Origin of the sequence: Verticiella sediminum, from assembly GCF_007558815.1 — a bacterium.
Taxonomy (GTDB): Bacteria; Pseudomonadota; Gammaproteobacteria; order Burkholderiales; family Burkholderiaceae_B; genus Verticiella; species Verticiella sediminum.
The window spans coordinates 500,540-522,190 of sequence record NZ_VLTJ01000039.1; the positions used below are offsets into that span (position 1 = coordinate 500,540).

Here is a 21,651-nt window from a genome sequence, read left to right on the forward strand (position 1 = left end):
CGCCTGGGGCCGCCGGCCGGTGGCATCGTCGGCGTTGGAAATACGTCATAATGTGACATTGTGTCGGCTCAGGTCCTTACGTCATGTCGTTGCCCACGATCAGCCGGGTTCTCGCTGCCTGGGGCGTGGGCGGGTGTGTGCGCCGGCTGTCCATTGCCATCGCGCAGTCGCCCTGGACGCTGCCTGCCGCCGCGCCGTCCGTCCCGGCCGATGCGCGGCTGGCCCGGGTCGCCGTCCTGCTCTGCACCTATCACGGCCAGCGCTACCTGGGCGAGCAGCTCGAATCGATCGCACGCCAGACCCACGGCCGCTGGCGGCTGTGGGTGTCGGACGACGGTTCGCAGGACGATACGCCTGCCATTCTCGACGCCTACCGCAGCGCCTGGCCGGCAGGCCGCATGGCCATCCGGCCCGGCCCGCGCGCCGGCGTCGCCAGGAACTTCCTGCAACTGGCCTGTCTGGACGCCGTGGGCGAGGAGGCCGACTACTTCGCCTATTCCGACCAGGACGACATCTGGGAGCCGGACAAGCTGGAGCGCGCCGTGGCGTGGCTGCAGCGGGTGCCGGCCGACGTGCCGGCGTTGTACTGTTCGCGCACCCGCCTGGTCGACGAGAACAATGCCGAGATCGGCTTGTCGCCGTTGTTCACGCGGCCGGCCAGCTTCGCCAACGCGCTGGTGCAGAACATCGGCGGCGGCAACACCATGGTGTTCAACCGCGCCGCGCGCGCCTTGCTGCGCGAGACCGGCGCCGGCGTCCCCGCGGCACTGCACGACTGGTGGACCTACCTGGTGGTGATCGGCTGTGGCGGGCAGGTGCATTACGATGCCTATCCAGGGCTGCGCTACCGGCAGCACCGCAGCAACCAGTTCGGCAGCAACGCGACCTGGCTGGCCAAGGCTGTGCGCATCCGCGCGCTGTGGCGGGGCAGGTTCCGGCAGTGGAACGACGGTAACATTGCGGCCCTGCGCATGCTCGCCCCGCGGCTGACGCCAGCGAACCGCGACCTGCTGGAGCGTTTCGCCAAGGCCCGGGACATGCGCCTCGTGCCGCGACTGGTCCATCTGAAGGCCTGCGGCATCCATCGGCAGACGATGCTGGGCAATCTGGGCCTGCTCGCGGCCGCCGTCCTCAAGAAGATCTGACTCATGACCCTACTCGTTACCGGCGGTGCCGGATTCATCGGCAGCAACTTCGTCCTCGACTGGCTTGCGCGCCATGACGAGCCCGTCGTCAACCTCGATCGGCTGACCTACGCCGGCAACCTCGAGAACCTCGCCAGCGTGCGCGACGATCCGCGGCACGTCTTCGTGCACGGCGACATCGGCGATCGCGCCTGCGTGGACCGCATTCTGGCCGAGCACCGGCCGCGGGCCGTGCTGAACTTCGCCGCAGAGAGCCACGTCGACCGCTCCATCCACGGGCCGGAGGATTTCATCCAGACCAACGTGCTCGGCACCTTCCGCCTGCTCGAAGCGGTGCGCGCCTACTGGTCGGCGCTGCCAGGCACCGCGCGCGCCGATTTCCGCTTCCTGCACGTCAGTACCGACGAGGTGTACGGCACGCTTGCGCCGCAGCAGGCACCCTTCACCGAAGCCCACGCGGTCGAGCCCAACAGCCCGTACAGCGCGAGCAAAGCGGCGAGTGACCATCTCGTGCGTGCCTGGCATCACACCTACGGGCTGCCGGTGCTCACGACCAACTGCAGCAACAACTACGGCCCTTATCACTTCCCGGAGAAGCTGATCCCGCTCATGATCGTCAATGCGCTGGCCGGCAAGCCGCTGCCCGTGTATGGCGACGGCCTGCAGATCCGCGACTGGCTGTACGTGGTGGATCATTGCCGCGCCATCGACCGCGTGCTCGATGCCGGCGTCCCGGGCGAGACCTACAACGTCGGCGGCTGGAACGAGAAGCCGAACATCGAGATCGTGCGCACCATCTGCGCGCTGCTGGACGAGCTGCGGCCGCTGGACGGTGGGCGCAGCTACGCGGCGCAGATCACCCATGTCACCGACCGTCCGGGGCACGACCGGCGCTACGCCATCGATGCCCGCAAGATCGAGCGCGAACTCGGCTGGCGCCCCGAGGAAACCTTCGAGACCGGCATCCGCAAGACAGTCGCCTGGTACCTGGCGAACGGCGACTGGGTCGAGCGCGTCCAGGACGGCTCCTACCGCGACTGGGTGGCCCGGCAGTACGGGGCGCAGCCATGAGAATCCTGCTCACGGGCAGGCGTGGCCAGCTCGGCTACGAGCTCGGCCGCTCGCTCGCCCTGCTGGGCGAGGTGCACGCGCTGGATTCCGCCGCCTGCGACCTGCGCGAAGAACAGGCCATCCGGCGCGTGGTGCGCGAGTACGCGCCGGCGGTGATCGTCAACCCGGCCGCCTATACCGCGGTGGACAAGGCCGAGACCGAAGTCGACGCCGCACAGGCCGTCAACGCCCGCGCGCCTGCGATACTGGCCGAGGAAGCGCAGCGGCTCGATGCCATGCTGGTACATTTCTCGACCGACTACGTCTTCGACGGCAGCCGGGCCGCGCCCTATACCGAGGCCGACGCTCCCAATCCGCAGGGGGTGTACGGCGCAAGCAAGCTGGCGGGTGAACAGGCCGTGCAGCGCGCCTGCGCGCGCCACCTCGTGCTGCGCACGAGCTGGGTGGTCGGTGCGCATGGCGGCAACTTCGTCAAGACCATGCTGCGCCTGGCCGGCGAGCGCGACGCGCTCAGCGTGGTCGCCGACCAGTACGGCGCGCCGACCTCGGCAGCCCTGCTGGCCGATCTCACCGCCTTGCTCGTGCGCGAGGCGACGCTGCGTCCCGACACCTTCGCCTACGGGCTCTATCACGCGGCGGCGGCCGGTGTGACGAACTGGCACGAATATGCCTGCTACGTCATCGAACGCGCGCGCGCGGCCGGCAGGCCGGTGCGCGTCGCCCCGGACGCGATCCGCGCCATCGGCAGCGCGGACTATCCCACCCCGGCACGCCGGCCCGCGAATTCCCGGCTCGATACCACCAGGTTGCGCACCACCTTCGGCCTGCGCCTGCCCGAGTGGCGCGAGGGCGTGGACCGCGTCCTGGACCAGATTCTGTGAAGCACGCCTCATGAACAAGCAGCGCAAAGGCATCATCCTCGCCGGCGGCTCCGGCACCCGGCTGCATCCCGCGACCCTGGCGGTGAGCAAGCAACTGCTGCCGGTGTTCGACAAGCCGATGATCTACTACCCGCTCAGCACCCTGATGCTGGCTGGCATCCGCGACATTCTCATCATCAGCACGCCGCAGGACACGCCGCGTTTCGAGCACCTGCTCGGCGACGGCAGCCGCTGGGGCCTGAACCTGCAATATGTCGTGCAGCCGTCCCCGGACGGGCTGGCCCAGGCCTTCGTGCTGGGCGAGGCCTTTCTCGACGGCAGCCCCTCGGCGCTGGTGCTGGGCGACAATATCTTCTACGGCCACGACTTTCACCACCTGCTGGCAAGCGCCATGGCCCGCGAGGAGGGCGCGAGTGTCTTCGCCTACCATGTGCACGACCCCCAGCGCTACGGTGTGGCCGAATTCGACGCGGCCGGCCGGGTGCTGTCCATCGAGGAAAAGCCCAGCCAGCCGAAGTCGAGCTACGCGGTGACGGGCCTCTATTTCTACGACGAGCACGTGGTGGATTTCGCCAAGGGCCTGCGGCCCTCGGCGCGCGGCGAGTTCGAGATCACCGACCTGAACCGCTGCTATCTCGAGGCCGGCAGGCTGAGCGTGGAGATCATGGGGCGCGGCTATGCCTGGCTCGACACGGGCACCCACGAATCACTGCTCGAGGCCAGCCAGTTCATCGCCACGCTGGAGAACCGGCAGGGGCTGAAGGTGTCCTGCCCCGAGGAGATCGCCTATCGCCAGCGCTGGATCGATGCGGGCCAGCTCGAGGCGCTCGCCCAGGCGGCGCTCAAGAACGGCTACGGACAATACCTGCTACGCGTACTGAAGGAAACCCAGATATGAACGCTACCTCTCTTGCCATCCCCGACGTCTTCCTGCTCGAGCCCAAGGTATTCGGCGACGAGCGCGGCTTCTTCTTCGAAAGCTTCAACCACGCGCGTTTCGAAGAAGCCATCGGCCGCTCCGTGCGCTTCGTCCAGGACAACCACAGCAAGAGCGCGCGCAACGTCCTGCGCGGCCTGCACTACCAGATCGAGCAGCCCCAGGGCAAGCTGGTGCGCGTGGTCCAGGGCGAGGTGCTGGACGTCGCGGTCGACCTGCGCCGCGGCTCGCCCACGTTCGGCCAATGGGTCGGCGAGATACTGTCGGCCGAGAACAAGCGCCAGCTCTGGGTGCCCAAAGGCTTCGGCCATGGCTTTCTCGTGCTGAGCGACAGCGCGGAATTCCTGTACAAGACCACCGACTACTACGCGCCCGCGCACGAACGCTGCATCGTCTGGAACGACCCCACGCTGAACATCGGCTGGCCGGCGGGTGTGCAGCCCGTCGTGTCGGCCAAGGATGCGCAGGGGCAGGCCTTCGCGGGAGCCGAGGTCTTCGCCTGATGCGCAGTTTTCCGGCGGGCCCGCGCGAGATGGCCGCCACCCTGTGGCGGCATCGCGGGCTCATCCATGCGTCGGCCAAACGGGAAGTGCTGGGCCGCTACCGCGGCTCCTTCCTCGGCCTGTTGTGGTCGTTCTTCAACCCCTTGCTGATGCTCACGGTATATACCTTCGTCTTCAGCGAGGTGTTCAATGCGCGATGGGGCGCCGCCAGCCAGTCCAAGACCGAGTTCGCCCTGGTCCTGTTCGCCGGCCTGCTGGTGTTCAACCTGTTCTCCGAGTGCATCAACCGGGCGCCCGGCCTGATCCTGGCCAACCCCAACTACGTCAAGAAGGTGGTGTTTCCGCTGGAGGTGCTGCCGGTCGTGGCCCTGCTCTCGGCGCTGTACCACTTCGCGGTCACGCTGCTGGTGTGGCTGGTGGCCTACGTGGTGATGTTCGGCGTACCGCACGCGACGGTGGCGTATCTGCCGCTGGTGATGGTGCCGTTCTGCCTGTTCATCCTGGGGCTGTGCTGGGCGCTGGCCGCGCTCGGCGTGTACCTGCGCGACGTCGCCCAGTTCATCGGGGTGCTGACGATGGCCCTGATGTTCCTCAGCCCCATCTTCTATCCGGTCAGCGCCGTGCCCGAGGCCTACCGGCACATCCTCTACCTGAATCCGCTGACCCTGGTCATCGAGCAGGCGCGCAGCGTACTGTACTGGGGCAACCCGCCCGAGCCGTTCACGATGGCCGTGTACTGGGTCGCGACGCTGGCCATCGCGTGGCTGGGCTTCGCGTGGTTCCAGAAGACCAGGAAGGGGTTCGCCGATGTCATCTGACGTGGTGATCCGGGTCGAGCGGCTGAGCAAGTGCTACCAGATCTACGACCAGCCGCGCGACCGCCTCAAGCAGTTCGTCCTGCCGCGCCTGCAGCGCACGCTCGGCAGGCGGCCTGGCTCGTACTACCGCGAGTTCTGGGCGCTGCAGGACGTCAGTTTCGAGGTTCGCAAGGGCGAGGCCGTCGGCATCGTCGGACGCAACGGCAGCGGCAAGTCGACGCTGCTGCAGATGATCTGCGGCACCTTGAACCCCACCGCCGGCGACGTCCACATCCAGGGCAGGGTGGCCGCGCTGCTCGAACTGGGCTCGGGGTTCAACCCCGAGTTCACCGGACGCGAGAACGTCTACCTGAACGCAACCCTGCTCGGCCTTTCCCGCGAGGAGATCGACGCGCGCTTCGAGGACATCGCCGCCTTCGCCAACATCGGCAGTTTCATCGAGCAGCCGGTCAAGACCTATTCCAGCGGCATGTATGTGCGCCTGGCGTTCGCGGTGATCGCCCATGTGGACGCGGACATCCTGGTGATCGACGAGGCGCTGGCCGTCGGCGACGTCTTCTTCCAGCAGAAGTGCATGCGCTTTCTGCAGCGCTTCCAGCAGCGCGGCGGCAGCCTGCTGCTGGTCACGCACGACACGGCGGCCGTGCTCGGCATGTGCGAGAAGGCGCTCCTGCTCTCGCCCATGGGCCAGCGCGCGCCGATCTACGGGCAGGCCGAGGAAGTCTGCCGGATCTATCTGGAGGACCTCTACCGCGACCCGGGCCGGGTGGCTGCCGGGGCCGGCGAGGACGCGGCCGCCGACGAGCCTGCGCCGCGCGGCACCGTGTTCGAGGCTGCGCCCGAACCGCCGGCGAGCTACGCGGTCTCACCCTTCAATGCGCAGGCGCGCTCGTTCGGCGAGGGCAAGGCAAGCATCGTCGACGCGGGCTTGTTCGACCTCGACGGGCGCCGCCTGAGCGCTGCGCAGGCCGAGCAGCGCGTTGCGTTGAAGATTCGCGTGCAGGTGCATCGGCGCGTGGTGTATCCGGCCTTCGGCTTCATGCTCAAGAACCGGCATGGCGAGTTCCTCTTCACCGAGGGCACCGATGCGGCCTTCCGCGCGCAGGGGCTGGCCTTCGAGCCCGGCCAGGTCGCGGTGGCGAGCTTCGAGTTCGACATGCCGCAGTTGATCCAGGGGGTCTACACGGTCAACGTCGCGTTCGCCGAGGGGCTCGGCCACGAACACCAGCAGCAGCACTGGCTGCACGACGCGCTCGTGCTCGAAGTGCTGCGCAGCCGGCTGGTGCACGGCTATTGCGGCGTCGCCAGGCTGACGTCGAGAATCGAATTGGTGGGAGAGCATGGCTGAGTACACGGCAGACTGGATCGACACCCGCTACGGCAGGTTCGCCGTGCCGCAAGGCGACGACCTGATCGGCAATTCCCTGCGCCGGTACGGCGAGTGGGCGCAACTCGAGATCGACCTGCTCACCCGGTTCATCGAGCCCGGCCAGACCGTGCTCGATGTCGGCGCCTTCATCGGCACGCACGCACGGGCGTTCTCCGACAGGGTCGGCGCCCAGGGCAGGGTGATCGCCTTCGAACCCAACGAAGACACTTTCGCGCTGCTGCAGGCCAATGTCGCGGCGGCGCGCTGGCCCAACATCCAGGCGCGCAACGTCGGCCTGGGGCGCACGGCCGCGCGCGTGGTCGTGACCGCGACGGCGGGCAATGGCGGCGCCTCGGTGCTGGCCGCCGCCTCGGACGGCGCGCACAGTATCGCCGTGTGGCCGCTCGATCAGGTCGAACTCGAGGGGCCGGTCCATTTCATCAAAATGGACGTCGAAGGCATGGAGATGGACGTGCTGGCGGGCGCCCGGCGCGTGATCGAGCAGCACCGTCCTCTCCTGTTCCTGGAAGTGAACTCGCTCGAGGGCGCCCATCCGTCGCTGGCCTGGGCCGCGGAACAGGGCTACGCCTGTTTCGGCGTGCTCGAACCCGCGTTCAACCCGGACAACCTGCGGGCCAACCCCGACAACGTCTTCGGCGCCGGCAAGGAGTGCGGGCTGCTGCTGTTGCCGCAAGCCACGCTGGCCCGCCACGAGGCGGCGCTCGCGCACGCGCGCCTGCCGCGCATTCGCACGCTGGACGACCTGGCGCTGCTGTTGCTGCACAAGCCGCAATACCCTGAGGAGGCGCTCGCGCGCTCCCTGAACGGCGCGCTGGGCCTGGACTACCCCTCGCCGCGCGCCGGGCAGCTCGCGCAGGAGCTCGACTCGCGCGTTCGCCAGGTCGCCGAGCTCGAGGCCTTGCTGGCCGAGGAGCGCGCGCGGCGCGAGGCGAGCGAGGCGGCCAAGGCGTATGCGGAAACGCTGGCTTTCGAGCGCCTGGACGAGCTGGACGCGCTGCGTGCGCGCACGCAGGCGGCCGAGCAGGCGAGGGCTGGCGCCGAGGCGCTGAGGCAGACGCAGGACGCCGCGCTCTCGCGCCTGCGCGTCGACGTGCAGCGCATCCGCGCCAGCAAGGCCTATCGCCTGCTCGCGGCTGCGGGGCTCGCGCCCCGGCTGCCGGAGGACGAATGACCGAGCTGCACTGGTCCATCGACTCTCTGGCGGTGCGCGAGAACGTCGTGTTCGGCTTCGGTTGGGCGTTTCACCCCTCGTTGCCGATCACTTCGATGCGCGTCGTCTTGAGCTGTCCGGGCGAGGGGCCCGCGCAATCCATCGCCGCCGAGCACGGCAAGCCGCGCGAGGACGTCGGGCAGGCGCATCCCGAGGCGCCGACAGCGGCGAGCTCGGGTTTCCTGGTGTACGGCGGCTTCCAGGGGCGGGCGCCGGTCTCGGCCCTGCTCGAGGTCGGCCTCGCCGACGGCAGCGTGATCGAGCTGCCCATCCCGCCGTCCCGGCTGGCGCACAGCGGCGGCCGGCGCGCGGCGGACAAGCGCGCCGCCATGCGCCAGGCCGGCCAACTGCTGCGGCGCGCCGTCGGCCTGGTCAGGGCCGGGCAGTTCGGCAGCCTGCTCGACAAGGCCCGGCGCTACCTCAAGGGCCGCCCGGCCGGGACGCTGGACCGGCCCGCCGCCCTCGCAGGGCGGCTGCATCGTGACGAGCTGCGCGACCTCTGCGTGATCGTGGACCACGACCTGGGCGGCGGCGCCAACCACTACCGCACCCGCCTGGTCGACGACATGCTCGCCCAGGGGCGCACCGTGCTCATCCTCACTTACCATGTCGCGACGCTCACGCACATGGTGATCGTGCGCAATCGGCGTCTCGACGAGCGCCTCGCCATCCCCGACAAGGCGTTCTTCGTCGAAGCGGTGGCCCACCTGCCCGTCACCGAGATCATCTACAACACGGGCGTCTCGTTCGCCCGGCCGGAGGAGATCCCGCTGGTCCTGCTGGAGCTCAAGCAGCGGACCGGCGCGCGCCTGCGGGTGCTCGGCCACGATTTCTACATGGTGTGCCCGTCGCACTTTCTCATCGACGTGAACGGTGCCTATTGCGGCGTGCCCGGCCTCGACGCCTGTGCCCGCTGCCTGCCCGACAACCCGCACGGCTTCGCCACGCTGTTCGCCGAGCGCGACATGGCCAAGTGGCGCAGCCTCTGGGGCGCGCTGCTCGCGGGTGCGGACGAGATCGTCGTCTTCTCGAACAGCACGGCCGGGCTGTTGCGGCGCGTCTATCCGCAGATCGGCGCCGCCCAGGTGTCGGTGGTGCCGCACCAGGTGACCTACCTGCGCGTCGAGCCGCCGCGGGTGACGAATACCGCGACGCTGCGCATCGGCGTGGTCGGCCAGATCGGATTCCACAAGGGCGCGTCGTTCGTGAAGGCGCTCGGCGAGGAGGTGGCGCGTCGCGGGCTCGATGCCAGGATCGTCGTGATCGGTTCGATCGAGTCGAATTGCGATGCCGCCGTGCTCAGCCAGACGGGGCCCTACCGCCACGACGAACTACCCGGCCTGCTCGAGCGCTCGGGGGCGAACATCATGCTCTTTCCCTCGATCTGGCCCGAGACGTTTTCCTACGTGGTGCAGGAGCTGATGGACATGGGCCTGCCGGTCGCCGCGTTCGACTTCGGCGCGCCGGCCGAGCGACTCGCCACCTACGCCAGAGGATGCGTCCTCGATTCGATGGACCCGGCCCGCGTGCTGGACCAGCTCATTTCATTTCACCGCAAGATCTACCTTGCGCATTGATCCTTTATGTCAGACATCCACGTATTCACCAGCGCGGCCTTCAACTACATTCCGAAGGTCCGGATGCTGTTCAATTCCCTGCGCGAACTGCACCCGGAATGGAAACTCCATCTCGCGCTGGCCGACGAGCTGCGTGCGCACATCGACCTGAGCCAGGAACCGTTCGACCAGGTCTGGGCCCTGGCCGACCTGGAGATTCCCGCCTGGCGCGGATGGGCCTATTGCCACACCATCGTCGAGCTCGCCACCGCGATCAAGCCCTTCGTGCTGGGCCGGCTGCTCAAGGAACCGGGCGCCGGCAAGGTCATCTACCTCGATCCCGACACGGTGGCGTTCTCGCGCCTGGACGACATCGTCCAGGCCCTGGACAGCGCGAACATCGTGCTGACGCCGCACCAGACCAAGCCCGAAACCGCGTTGCCGGCCGTGATCGACAATGAGATCTGCAGCCTCAAGCACGGCGTCTACAACCTAGGCTTCGTCGCCGTGGCGGCGACCGATGTCGGCCATGCCTTCGCCGAGTGGTGGGGCCAGCGCATCTACCATTTCTGCCGCGCGGACATCCCCAACGGCCTGTTCACCGACCAGCGCTGGATCGATCTGGTGCCCGCGTTCTTCACCGACGTGGCGATCATGCGTTCCAGCCGGCACAATGTGGCCACCTGGAACCTCACCACGCGCGAGTTCAGCATGTCAGAAGACGGGCGCTATCTCGTCGACGGAGAGCCGCTGGGCTTCTATCACTTCACCGGCTTCGACAGCGGCGCGCACCGCATCATGGCCGCCAAGAACTCCGGCGACAACGCCGCGGTCATGAAGCTCATCGACTGGTACGCCAGGCAGACCGAGAGCCTTGCCAACGACCCGCTCGCCAAGGAAAAGTGGGCCTACGGCTTCTATTCCGACGGTACGCCGATCGGCAAGGCCGAGCGCCTGGTCTATCGCGAGCGCGTCGACCTGCAAGGCGCGTTTCCCGATCCCTTCGATGCAACGACCTACCTCGCCTGGTGGCGCAGCCGCGGACGGGCGGAATACCCCGAACTCTTCGATGACCGGACGCGCGACGCCGGCATGCGCAAGCTGTCCGCCGTCCTGACGCCGGGTTTTCGGGGCGGCACGCAGCCGCTGGACTGGCAGCGGCTGGGCGGCATGATGCGCCAGTCGCTGACGCAGCCGCGCACCGCGCTCGCGCTCGGCAAGCGCGGCTGGGAGATCCTGCGCAACGAAGGCGTCTCCGGCGTCAAGCGCCGCCTGATGCGCTGAAGGCCGGCCGGCTCCGGGAGGCTACAATGGCGGCTTGCCCGGGCGCGCCGACGCGCCCGCACCGTCTCATTCTGCCTGCTACTGCCATGCTTGATCTCTCCCTCTTGCGCAAGGACACCACCGCTGTCGTCGAACGCCTCAAGGCGCGGGGCTTCGATTTCGACGCCGCGCAGTTCGATGCACTGGAATCCGAGCGCAAGGCAGTCCAGGTCGAGACGGAGAACCTGCAGGCCCGCCGCAACGCGCTGGCCAAGCAGATCGGCCAGGCCAAGTCGCGCGGCGAGGATGCCGCCGATCTGCTCGCCGAATCGCAGGCCATCCCAGCCAAGCTGAAGAACCTGGAAGACGTGCTCTCGAGCGTGCAGCATCGGCTGAACGCGCTGCTGCTGGGCGTGCCCAACCTGCCGCACGAAAGCGTGCCGGTGGGCGCTTCGGCCGACGACAACGTCGAAGTGCGCCGCTGGCTGCCCGGCGCCGCCGCCGATAACGGCAACCCCGCGCCACTCGGCTTCGCGCCGCGCGACCACGTGGACCTCGGCGAGCCTCTCGGGCTCGATTTCGCCACCGCCGCCAAGCTGTCGGGCGCGCGCTTCACCCTGATGCGCGGCCAACTGGCGCGCCTGCACCGCGCGCTGGCGCAGTTCATGCTCGACCTGCAAACAGGCGAGCATGGCTACACCGAGTGCTACACGCCTTACATCGTCAACGCCTCGACGCTGCTCGGCACCGGCCAACTGCCCAAGTTCAAGGACGACATGTTCGCCGTCAAGAAGGGCGGTGAAGCCGAAGGCGAGGGCGAGGACACCTACCTGATTTCGACCTCGGAGATCACGCTCACCAGCACCGTGCGCGACAGCATCGTGCCCGGCGACGCGCTGCCGATCCGCCTGACCGCGCACACCCCGTGCTTTCGCTCCGAGGCAGGCTCGGGCGGGCGCGACGTGCGCGGCATGATCCGCCAGCACCAGTTCGACAAGGTCGAGATGGTGCAGATCACGCATCCGGACGCTTCGTACGAAGCGCTCGAGCAAATGGTGGTACATGCCGAGACCGTACTGCAGAAGCTCGAACTGCCGTATCGCGTCGTTCTGCTGTGCACCGGCGACATGGGGTTCGGTGCCGCCAAGACCTACGACCTCGAAGTCTGGCTGCCGGCCCAGGACGCCTGGCGCGAGATCTCGTCGGTGTCGAACTGCGAGGCCTTCCAGGCCCGCCGCATGCAGGCGCGTTTTCGCAACGCGCAGGGCAAGCCCGGCCTGGTCCACACCCTGAACGGCTCGGGTTTGGCCGTCGGCCGCGCCCTGGTGGCCGTGCTCGAGAACCATCAGCAGGCCGACGGCAGCATCCGCGTCCCGGCCGCGCTGCAGCCTTACCTGGGCGGCTTGGTGGAATTGAAACCCCAAGCCTGACGATCTCAACAGATCTTGTGACAAGCCAGGAATCTGTGCTAATATTCTTGGCTTACCTCAACGCAGTTTTCCTTACGGGAAGTGCGCCACTGATAGCAGGAAGGGTGGCAGAGAGGTCGAATGCGCCGGACTCGAAATCCGGTATACGGTCATACCGTATCGTGGGTTCGAATCCCACCCCTTCCGCCAGAAAATCAACAGGTTAGCGTTAAATGAAAAGGCCCCTCAAAGGGGCCTTTGTCGTTGATGGTGGGGGAAATATTGACGGATAGCGGTCAGGCCGCCTTGCTGCCGATCTTGCCCATTGCCGCTGCCAGAGTACAGATCGACACCCGCGTTGATAAGCTCGCTGGCCGTGCTATGCCGCAGGTCGTGGAAGTGGACGTGCGGGAGCCCGGCGCGTGCTCGAATGCGTGTTGGATCGTGATCTTGGGCCCGGTAGGCATCTTGCGGCGCAGAATGCCACGCGGGGGTGAATCGGCACAATGCGCGGCGTGCCGTTCTTGGTGTCCTGCAGATGGAAGCCGTTTGCGCGAGGGATTGCGTGCCGGGTCTCTGACAAGCGCATGCCGGAGTGCAAGGCCACGCATATCGTCTTGCGGGCCTTCCGATTGGTGCAGTTGCGCACGAGCGTCAGCATCTCGTGTCGAGACACGTAGTGCTAGCGTTCGTTGGACGCCTGGGGGGGGAGGCACGCCCCTTGTACGCCCAGTGCGTCTACGCGACTGAGCGCAGAGGTTCCCGACGAGCCGCGGAAACGAAATCACGCGGACTGGATGCAGGGACGCCCGTCGGCGCTGGACCGGGTAGAGCTGGACGGGCGGTATTTGCCCTGGATGCGTTGGAGCGAAAAGCCGATGCGGACTGACGCGCTGTCAGCGATCACGCGTGAGCTGCTTCCCGAATGGCGCTGGCAACCCATTGATTCAGGCTTTCCCCGCTGGCCGCAGCAGCAACGGCCGCTGCCTCGTGGATCTCAGGGCTGACGCGCAGCACAAACTTCCCCGAGAAGGTCTTCCGGGGCTCGATGCCGCGCTTGGCACACTCGTCCAAGAAGGCAGCAAGAGAGATTTCACCCTCACGATGCAGCCCCGCCACGTCGCTGGCGTAGAAATCTGCGCCGCCGTTGAGGCCGATGAATTCGCCACGGAACATCTCGATGTCCGCATCGTAGGTAATGACGGCCTGCTGGCCGCCGATGGTCATCACGTTCTTCATGGTTTCACTCCGTTCTCTTCAAGCCATTTACGGGTGGAGGCCACTGCACCTTTGTCCATATCCGGGGAGGGGTGAGGTCGATGCATCACCTTGACCTGCCCGAACAGAAACACCGCTACTCGGGAGCCTTCGCGCCCAGTAATCTCGGCGCCCAGCTCCACGAACAGTGCAACGGCGTCGCTCCATTTGACGCCCGCCGGGGTGGGCCGGGAGAAGATTAGTTCGAGCGTCTTTCTGCACCTAGCTTTCACGCCTGATATGATACTAGAAAATAGTATCAAACGCAAGGGGGAGACGACCTTACTTGTGTTTCGGCTTGGGCTGCGAGTGTGTCCAAGATGTCGTCTGCAGGAGTTGATACCGGGAACCGACTGCGACGCGCTCAACGGGCAGGGCAAGGTGATAAGGCTGCTGGACCTGCCGAACTTTGCAACCACGATCTCTTACACGAGTCTGGGCATGCGATAAGACCGAATCGAACTCGCTTCGCTGGCCGGCACCGTACATGTGGCCCAGGGCACCGCACGGCGGTGGGGCCCTGAGGAGTACATGCCACAACCGACGGTCGGGCGCATCCCGTTGTTCTCCGCGCTCGTGATTGGCCCCACGGTGTATCTGGTTGATTGCCACGCCTGGACGGCTGGAATGGGCGTACGCACCGGCTCCGAAGCGGAGCAGGTGCACCTGGAGCGCCACAACCGCCATTGCCATTGCCTCGCTCGCACAATACCGCGTCTGCAAGCGGGGATGGACCCACGACTCGTCGGCTACGGGGATTCAATCACGGCCCAGGGGGAGGCGTATGACAGACGCCTGGTGGTTCAACGAGCGATTGCATCGCAGGCCATCACTCGACTGATGCTGGCGGCCGTGCATGCCGGGTGCTGCCTACTGCTCGACGCAGTACATCGAGGATGACATTGGGCTGGGGTTCAGTGGTTTCCATCCCGATTCTCTTTGCGCAGCAAACCTGTTCAACCATCCGGGCCCGGCTCAGTTGCCCGCTATCGGGGGGCGCTGGCTGCACTGCTCGTGCCGTAGCACCAGCGCGCTATGCTGATCCTGATCGGTTCGGTCTAGTTCCCTAAAGGAGGTAGCGATGCTCTCGGTTGGTGATGCTGTGCATCTACAAAGCGGTGGTGGGTTGATGACTGTGGTGAGCGTGCACGAGGGTTCAGATTCCATTTCTTGTTCTTGGATGGCGTCAGACGGCAAACTGGGTAACGCGACGTTCCCGTCGGCAGCGCTGCGAGCGATACCGCAGCCGCGCTCCGCCTCTGTTGCCGCTGATATTGAGATTGGGGATGATCTGCCGCCAGGGCCCAATCTGGTGTATTCGACGCAGAAGCTCTCGGGACCTGACGGAGCTGCTTCCGTTGGCTTCGGCGAACGCGCCGTCGCCGACAAGCTAGGTGAGATTGTCAGCGCGAAGGATTACGGGGCGAAAGGTGACGGTCTGACGGACGATGGGCCGGCTCTGAGCGCCATGTGGGTGGCCATTCGGGCTCGGATCGAGTCGTTGGGCGCGAACAGCCGCGTTTGTCGTCTTGCAGTGCTGATCCCGCCGGGCTATTACCGCATTGCGACATCCATCGACTGGACCAACGCCGCTGCGTGGAATATCCAAGTGCATGCGGGCGGTGCGGTCTTGCTCGGCGAATGTACCGGCAAGGCGGTCATCGACGCGTGCAATACGCGCGGGCTGCATGTGCATGGATTACACGTCCACGGCGTTGAGGCGAGCACGCCGAGCTGCGGGGTACTGCTTTCACCAGCGGGCATTCAGACTTGCGGCAACAACGGTTTTTCGGAGTTTAAGACGACTGGGCACTTTACGGTTGCACCGCTCGCAAACCTGGGTAGTGAAACGACGGCCTTCTACAACTGCTACTTCGCCAACAACCAGGTGGGCGGGAACTCCTATTCCTACGTCGCGGATGCGCGTAATCGCCTGGGGTTGACCAGTGACTACGTCACCCTTCGAGCCCCGGGAGTGGCTGTGTCGTTTACCCGGAACGCATTCTATAGCTGTCATTTCCGCAAGAATCTGGGCGGGGACGGCGTGTATCTCGAAGGTACCAACGGCTGGATGTTCGACCATGCCTGCTATCACTTGGCCTTCTCCGGAGCAAACTTCCGGGTTGTTCAAAGCGCAAGTTTCCGAAACGTGGACCTGTCCATTCGAGGCCTCTTTGAGACCGCTCAGGCGCCGGGCTTGGATTACTGCGTCCGCTTCATCGTCGAAGATGGCGGGACCTCTGCCATCCCGGGGTTCGAGTTCGTGGCCGGCTTGCCCCACGCAAAAACCGCCATTTTCCGGATAGAGGGGCCTGACGGGGAAGACCTCGTCGCTGGGGGCCTGAGATTGCGGGCATCCACCATCAAAGTGGGCGGCTCCATGGCATCCGGCGGCGTCACCCCCAAGATGTTCTCCGGTGCACGCCTCTACATCGTGGGGGATATCCACTGCGCAGACGGGGCCATGCTGGATCTCTCGGTCTTGGAAGGGCTTCACGGCACCGTCTACACCGTGGACGCCACTTCGACGGTCTTCCCTGCGTCGGGAAGCCACGCCTTCACCCTGTACGACGAGATCACGCTTTCCGGGCAGGTGGTGCGGATCGGCGGCGCTGGTGGACAGGTGGGCCTGCAGGGTGGCTCTATTCCGACCCTCAGGGCTGAAGGATCGGGCGCGGACTACGACCTCCTCCTTCGCGGGAAGGGGATTGGACAAGTGCGATTCGGTACCTGGACGAACTCGGCTGACGCGGCAGTCACCGGTTACATCACGATCAAGGATGCGGGCGGCGCGACGCGCAAGATCGCAACCATTGCATAAGGGCATTGTAGAGGCCAGCCTCTGCATCTCTCGCAGTACCCGCCTTCGTCGAGCGGACTTCTCCATGCCCGTATCCGACCCGCTGGCGTTGCCGAGCGGTATCTTTTTTGCGCCTAGGCGAGGGCGACAGATATGGAGGTGTCACATGCATGAGTTCGAGGTCTTCGGGGACTGGGATGGAGGCAGGGTTTTTGTGCGGGAGGTGTACAGCAAGAACGAGGTGGAGGGGCGGGGCATCGTCAGGCTCGACGATGCCGCAGGCAAGACCTTCGAGACCCGCGATGAGCTCATCGCATACATCGCGCAGAGCACTGGCCTGCCCCTCGAGAGCATTGACGTAGTGGGCTGGCTAGGCGGCCCTCTGCTCGACCAGTAAGAGACCGAGCCCGATCCCGCCCGCCGGCTCAGAATCGCATGTGCTGTGGACCTGCGAGTCCAGACCTATGACACGCCGGCCCTGGGCGGGCTCTTTTACGTCTAAACCTGCTGGGCCGTTATTCTGATTCCTGATCGGTTTGATCAATCTCACCAAAGGAGACGGCGATGTTCTCGGTCGGCGACGCTGTGCGTTTGCAAAGCGGTGGCGGGTGGATGACTGTGGTCGATGTGCACGAAGGTTCAGACTCGATCTCTTGCACTTGGATGGCGGTGGACGGCACACTCGGTAATGCAACGTTCCCGTCGGCAGCGCTGAAGGCGGTACCGCAGCCGCGCTCCGCCTCTGTTGCCGCTGATATTGAGATCGGGGATGATCTGCCGCCAGGCCCCAACCTGGTGTATTCGACACAGAAGATCTCGGGAGTGGGCGCAGCCGGCCTGCTGGGCTTCATGGAGTTGCAGACGGTCGATGATCGACTGCGCACCGAGGTCGTAGTCAAAGACTATTTGCATCTGGTCGATCGTGCGGCCCCGGTGCCTTCTGACTGGGACTGGACGTTGGCGCTGCACGCCGCGCATGCTCAGGCCAACGACGCAGGCCTGTCGGTGAGCTATCGTGGCATCAACGCGATGTCGGTTGATGCCAATGCGATGGTCCCGGTTGGTACCGATGTGGACTTTTGCGGCTGCCTGATCAAACCGCTGAACGGTATTGTCGCGAGTCCAACGCACGACACGCTCAACGTGATGTTCGACGTAGTGGACGAGGGCACGCCGCTGGTCGACGTCTCGATCCCGCTGGCCGACACGAATCTCGCCGCGATGTCCAGCCGGCCGCTGGGCGGGGTGGAGCCGGGCTATTGGTTCCTGACTTCCAGTGTGCAAATCTGCAACCGAGCCCGGAATGGCACGTATTCGTACGCGCAGTCGTTCAAGGTCATCGGCGACGGCGTGGTGCAAGGCCCGTTGAGCGCAGACCTCACGGCGTCCACGTGGATCTCGGTGAAGCACCGCGCGAATCCCCGCCGTTGGATCGAATTGCGCAACAGCACGTTCCCGTCCGATGGCTATAACAACCAGACTTTCATCCGCGTCAGGCGGAACATGGTCCGCGTGGTCAGGTCGAGGGTTCTTGAGTACATCAATCCACACGGATTGGTCGACGCCTGCGCGCTCTTCGACGTCGACCGAGCCTCGGACGTTTCGTTTGACGACATCATCGCCCCGTCTCGCAAGCAGACCGGCGTCACCAGCGGTACGTACATTTTCAACGTCAGCGCCGGCGCGCAGATCCGTTATTGTGAATGCCACACGTCGCCCGGTCGCCCGGTGTTCGCATCGAACTACGTGAACGGGCTGCGCGTTGAGCGTTGTACGCTCAACCGGATCGATGCGCACCATAGCGGGCACAATATCGCCGCCATCGATTGCACGCTTACCGAGCGCGGCATATTCATCGGCTGGGGTGGCGGATACATCAGTGCCCTGCGTTGCATTGTTTACGACAGCTCCGTCGTCGGCGATCGGCCGGATTTCTCGGGTGATCTGTTCTCGGGCCGGCTCACCGTCTCGGATTGCGAGATCCGCAATTCCACGGGACGCACCATCGCGTTCGTGCGGCTCGACTCGTCGGGTGGTGGTGGGGTGGGCAACGACTACGCCCCCGTGCGGCTGCCGGATTCGATCATCGTCGAACGCAGCCGGCGCGTGGGCCCGTATCCCGGGGCTGACAACCTGGTGCTGTTGGGCGTCGATATCGCGGTGCAGGCCGGCGCTGTTGTGTACGCGCCGCACCAGATCAGCGTGCGCGGCGTCGCGCAGAATGGTCCGGCGTACCGCTTCGGGAATTTCGTGCAGCTTTGCCGGATGCTCCTGCACCCCAACGGCTGGACGACGATCGATATCGTGGATTGTGGTGGCGGGCCTGTGGCGATGACGCCGTTCAATCCGCGCGGCAAGACGTTGGACACCGGCGACGAGGACAGCGTGTCAATGCGCGCGATCGTGGGCATCCGCGGGTGCCGGGCGGTCTATGTGCAGTCCTACCTGCGCAACAGTCAGCTTTCGCTCTCCGAATGCAGCGTGCAGCGCGTGGACCTACGCGCGACGGCAGGCAATACCTCGGCGCTCGAATACTACGGTTGCAGGCTTGAAAATCCCATCATCCTGAGCGGCGAGACCCACGCCAAAATGTGCGGCGCCGGCGTCAACGCCTCTTATCCGACAGTGTTTTCGGATTGCCGCGTCGCGAGCGACTTTGACCTTTCTACCGCTTCCGCGATCAAGGGCACGGTGATTCGCTCCGGCGCATCGCCAGCGCTACCCTCCGGCGTCACTGCCGCTCTGGCATTGGCGGGCTGGAAAGCGTCGGTCTTTTCTTGAGCTTCGTTTTGAACACGCGGTACTCGGTCCGCCGCCGGCACCGGCACGGCCGTCCCCTGGCCGAGGCGTCCGAATGGCTGGATGGAGCGTAGGAGACCGACATCGGCCGGCACCCTCGACGTTGGCGAACCGGAGCAGCGCCATATCCATGGCTCCGCCGTCAGGCCCAAGCGATTGCGTACAATAAAATCTACCACCGGGCTCGCCCTCTGCGATTGGCGTTACGCGCTGAGAGAATAGCTACCGAGAGCGCTACAGGAATCGGCTATCGCACGGCACACTGGCCGTGAGTACGGTCTCGAGGGGCGGCACGAAGCGCTGACCGGACTTCCTGCCCTATATCGACAACCAGGGCTGCTCGGTATTCTTGCAGGGAGGTGCGAGCATGACGGAGAAGACCACGGGCAAGGGTTCGGCGAAAGCCGCGACCAAGTCGTACGGCGCCAAAGGTAAAACCGGCCAGGCGTCGGTGGAGCCGGCATCCGGTGCGCCGGTGCTGCTTTCGGGTGGCAACCCTCAGATCGCAAAGGGCTATGGCGACGCACCCGTTCAAAAGTACATCGCGGCCATGCCGGGCTGGAAGCGCGAGGTCGGCGCTCGTCTCGACAAGCTCGTCGTGCAGGTCTTTCCCAAGGTGGAGAAGGCGGTGAAATGGAACTCGCCCTTCTACGGAATGGAGAAGGACGTCTGGTTTCTCAGCTTTCATTGCATGACCAGGTACGTCAAGGTCGCTTTCTTTCGCGGTGCATTGCTCAGGCCGGTCCCTCCCGGCCCGTCCAAGCAGAAGGACGTGCGCTATCTCGACATTCACGAAAACGAGGAGATCGATGAAGCGCAGTTCATGGATTGGGTGAAGCAGGCCGGGGCGCTGCCCGGCGAGCGGATGTGAGGGGCGGGCAACCGGACTGGGTCGCGGCCGTCCTGCCTTTCTGGGCAGCGGCTTCGTACATCGGCACCAGGAGCCCCGCCCATATCGCCGCCGCCCCGAGCCACAGGGCGGCGATGTACGCACCCCTGCGCACGGCCATGGAGAGCTTGTGCCTTTCCAATTGCAGATCGACCCGTCCGGCGGTTCAGCGCTGCCGCCGGTTGCGCCCTCGGTCGCGCAGGTCCTTGCAGGCGACGCCCAGCGCCACCACCACGACCACGCCGATCACGCCGAAGCCCAGGGTCACGGCCATCGACCACGAGGATACCGTCAGGGCGGCAAAGACCGCCGCCGTGATCATGGCGATGCCGATCGACGTTCCGATCCGCTGGCCGGTCTGCATGATGGCGCCCGAACTGCCCGCATAGTCCAGCGGCACGTCCTCCAGGGTCAGCGCCTGGTTGGGGCTGATGACGGCCCCCTGGGCCAGGCCGATGAACGATAGCGAGAGCACCAGCCACCAGATGCTCAGATGGCCTTGTTCGTGCAGAAGCACGACGGCGCTGCTGCTCGCGAGGCCGGCGAGGGCCAGGATGAGTCCGCCGATGACGAGCTGGCGGCCGTACCGGGCCACGCGCGTGCCGGCCCAGTGCGCCGCGTAGGCCGAGAGCAGGGAGGCCGGGATGCCGAACAGCCCGGACTCCAGGGCCGTGCGGCCGACCCCTTCCTGGACGTAGAGCGCGATCAGCACCCAGACGCTGGTCATGCCCAGGAAGTAGAGCGCCATGATGATGATGCCGTTGGTGAAGCTGGCGGTGGAAAAGATGTTCAGGTCGACCATGGGGCTGCCCCCCAGCCGCGCGTAGCGCCGCTCCCAGCGCACCCAGAGATAGAACAGCAGAGCGGCCAGCGGCAGCAGCAGCCAGGCCAGAGGGCTGTCGCGGGATTCGACGAATGGCAGCAGCACGGCGAGCACGGCCAGTCCCAGCAAGGCCGAGCCGACCGGGTCCAGGGCGCGCAGCAGGTATCCGAGCCGACCGGACTTGCTGGACCGTGGCGCCCTGGCACCGCTGATCAAGGGTTTCGGAAACCAGAGCAAGCCCAGGACGATCGTGGCGATGCCGATGGGGACATTGACCAGAAAAGTCAGCCGCCAGCCTATCTCCAGGCCGCCCAGCTCGATCAGGAACCCGCCCAGTACGGGACCGATGGCGACGGAAAAGCCGACTGCCGTGCCGAAGTAGCCGAATGCCCGCCCGCGCTCGGCGCCCCGGAAGTATTGCTGGATCATCCCGAGCCCCTGGGGATTGAGCAGGCCCGAGCCTATGCCTTGCAGGAGCCGGGCGGCGTTCAGCCAGGTGGCGTCGGGCGCCAGACCCGCGACGACCGAGGCCACGGTGAAGATCCCCGCGCCCAACAGGAAGAATCCGCCCCGGCCCATGAGGTCGCCCGCGCGTCCGGCGGCCACCAGCACGACCCCGAAGGTCAGCGCATAGCCCGACAGCACCCACTGCATGTCGGAACGCGACGCGTCCAGGGCGAGCTGTATGGACGGAAGCGCCACGTTGACGATGCTGATGCCGATCAGCGTCATGCATATGGCGGTGAGCAGCACCGCCAGGATCCGCCATCGAACAGCGTTGGAGATTGCGTCGCTGTCTGCCGGGGCAGGGCCTGCGCGTGAAACGGCCGGAGGTTGCGTCATTAAGCCTGTGCTGATGGAGCGTCGAGGCTCATTGTAGCGATCAGGGTGCCCGGCCCC

At 65.9% G+C, this 21,651-nt stretch carries 19 protein-coding genes and 1 tRNA gene; 16 read left to right on the forward strand and 4 right to left on the reverse strand.

The genetic code is table 11. The features are described 5' to 3' along the window. Positions 1-83: 83 nt before the first annotated feature. The 12 genes from FOZ76_RS21785 to FOZ76_RS21840 all read left to right on the forward strand — a co-directional run bounded on the left by FOZ76_RS21785 (position 84) and on the right by FOZ76_RS21840 (position 12,393). The gene (locus FOZ76_RS21785) at positions 84-1,145 is read left to right on the forward strand and encodes a glycosyltransferase family 2 protein (RefSeq protein ID WP_143950368.1); all 1,062 of its coding nucleotides are present in this window, start codon (positions 84-86) and stop codon (positions 1,143-1,145) included. A gap of 3 nt (positions 1,146-1,148) precedes the next feature. Beyond that, positions 1,149-2,216, forward strand: a complete 1,068-nt coding sequence (rfbB, locus tag FOZ76_RS21790) for a dTDP-glucose 4,6-dehydratase (protein ID WP_143950369.1) — start codon at positions 1,149-1,151, stop codon at positions 2,214-2,216. After that, positions 2,213-3,097, forward strand: coding sequence for a dTDP-4-dehydrorhamnose reductase (gene rfbD, locus FOZ76_RS21795; protein ID WP_143950370.1), 885 nt, complete (start codon positions 2,213-2,215; stop codon positions 3,095-3,097). The genes rfbB and rfbD overlap by 4 nt, the downstream gene beginning before the upstream one ends. 10 nt (positions 3,098-3,107) lie before the next feature. After that, complete coding sequence (gene rfbA, locus FOZ76_RS21800) at positions 3,108-3,995, forward strand: glucose-1-phosphate thymidylyltransferase RfbA (RefSeq protein WP_143950371.1); 888 nt, start codon at positions 3,108-3,110, stop codon at positions 3,993-3,995. Continuing rightward, complete coding sequence (rfbC, locus tag FOZ76_RS21805; protein ID WP_143950372.1) at positions 3,992-4,537, forward strand: dTDP-4-dehydrorhamnose 3,5-epimerase; 546 nt, start codon at positions 3,992-3,994, stop codon at positions 4,535-4,537. The genes rfbA and rfbC overlap by 4 nt, the downstream gene beginning before the upstream one ends. Beyond that, a complete protein-coding gene (locus tag FOZ76_RS21810; RefSeq protein WP_143950373.1) occupies positions 4,537-5,355 on the forward strand; it encodes an ABC transporter permease in 819 nt (272 codons plus the stop codon). The genes rfbC and FOZ76_RS21810 overlap by 1 nt, the downstream gene beginning before the upstream one ends. Continuing rightward, positions 5,345-6,703 (forward strand): ABC transporter ATP-binding protein, encoded by a 1,359-nt coding sequence (locus FOZ76_RS21815; protein ID WP_143950374.1) that lies wholly within the window; start codon positions 5,345-5,347, stop codon positions 6,701-6,703. Before FOZ76_RS21810 ends, FOZ76_RS21815 begins: the two co-directional genes overlap by 11 nt. Continuing rightward, positions 6,696-7,916, forward strand: a complete 1,221-nt coding sequence (locus FOZ76_RS21820) for an FkbM family methyltransferase (RefSeq protein ID WP_143950375.1) — start codon at positions 6,696-6,698, stop codon at positions 7,914-7,916. The genes FOZ76_RS21815 and FOZ76_RS21820 overlap by 8 nt, the downstream gene beginning before the upstream one ends. Beyond that, positions 7,913-9,532, forward strand: coding sequence for a glycosyltransferase (locus FOZ76_RS21825; protein WP_143950376.1), 1,620 nt, complete (start codon positions 7,913-7,915; stop codon positions 9,530-9,532). The genes FOZ76_RS21820 and FOZ76_RS21825 overlap by 4 nt, the downstream gene beginning before the upstream one ends. A gap of 6 nt (positions 9,533-9,538) precedes the next feature. Further along, positions 9,539-10,795, forward strand: a complete 1,257-nt coding sequence (locus FOZ76_RS21830; protein WP_143950377.1) for a glycosyl transferase — start codon at positions 9,539-9,541, stop codon at positions 10,793-10,795. 86 nt (positions 10,796-10,881) lie between these two features. Further along, the gene (gene serS / locus FOZ76_RS21835) at positions 10,882-12,204 is read left to right on the forward strand and encodes a serine--tRNA ligase (protein ID WP_143950378.1); all 1,323 of its coding nucleotides are present in this window, start codon (positions 10,882-10,884) and stop codon (positions 12,202-12,204) included. Positions 12,205-12,302: 98 nt separating this feature from the next. Continuing rightward, positions 12,303-12,393 (forward strand) — tRNA-Ser (locus FOZ76_RS21840). 36 nt (positions 12,394-12,429) lie between these two features. Here the strand turns inward: FOZ76_RS21840 and FOZ76_RS28310 are convergent. The 3 genes from FOZ76_RS28310 to FOZ76_RS28315 all read right to left on the reverse strand — a co-directional run bounded on the left by FOZ76_RS28310 (position 12,430) and on the right by FOZ76_RS28315 (position 13,859). After that, the gene (locus FOZ76_RS28310) at positions 12,430-12,690 is read right to left on the reverse strand and encodes a tyrosine-type recombinase/integrase (protein ID WP_342781884.1); all 261 of its coding nucleotides are present in this window, start codon (positions 12,688-12,690) and stop codon (positions 12,430-12,432) included. A 396-nt stretch (positions 12,691-13,086) separates the two neighbouring features. Further along, entirely contained in the window at positions 13,087-13,422 is a 336-nt protein-coding gene (locus tag FOZ76_RS21850) for a type II toxin-antitoxin system HicB family antitoxin (protein ID WP_143950379.1), read from the reverse strand. Then, positions 13,419-13,859, reverse strand: a complete 441-nt coding sequence (locus FOZ76_RS28315) for a type II toxin-antitoxin system HicA family toxin (protein ID WP_342781885.1) — start codon at positions 13,857-13,859, stop codon at positions 13,419-13,421. Before FOZ76_RS28315 ends, FOZ76_RS21850 begins: the two co-directional genes overlap by 4 nt. Positions 13,860-14,521: 662 nt before the next feature. Between FOZ76_RS28315 and FOZ76_RS21860 the strand changes: the two genes are divergently transcribed. From FOZ76_RS21860 to FOZ76_RS21875, 4 genes are all read left to right on the forward strand, one after another. Next, entirely contained in the window at positions 14,522-16,261 is a 1,740-nt protein-coding gene (locus tag FOZ76_RS21860; protein ID WP_143950381.1) for a DUF2158 domain-containing protein, read from the forward strand. 145 nt (positions 16,262-16,406) lie between these two features. Then, entirely contained in the window at positions 16,407-16,637 is a 231-nt protein-coding gene (locus FOZ76_RS21865; RefSeq protein WP_143950382.1) for a hypothetical protein, read from the forward strand. Positions 16,638-16,804: 167 nt separating this feature from the next. Continuing rightward, positions 16,805-19,021 carry a DUF2158 domain-containing protein gene (locus FOZ76_RS21870; RefSeq protein WP_143950383.1) on the forward strand — a complete coding sequence of 739 codons (2,217 nt, stop codon included), beginning with the start codon at positions 16,805-16,807 and terminating at the stop codon, positions 19,019-19,021. A 385-nt stretch (positions 19,022-19,406) separates the two neighbouring features. After that, positions 19,407-19,910 (forward strand): DUF1801 domain-containing protein, encoded by a 504-nt coding sequence (locus FOZ76_RS21875; protein WP_143950384.1) that lies wholly within the window; start codon positions 19,407-19,409, stop codon positions 19,908-19,910. 184 nt (positions 19,911-20,094) lie between these two features. Here the strand turns inward: FOZ76_RS21875 and FOZ76_RS21880 are convergent, their stop codons facing one another. Then, positions 20,095-21,504, reverse strand: coding sequence for an MFS transporter (locus FOZ76_RS21880; RefSeq protein WP_246129695.1), 1,410 nt, complete (start codon positions 21,502-21,504; stop codon positions 20,095-20,097). Positions 21,505-21,651: the final 147 nt, after the last annotated feature.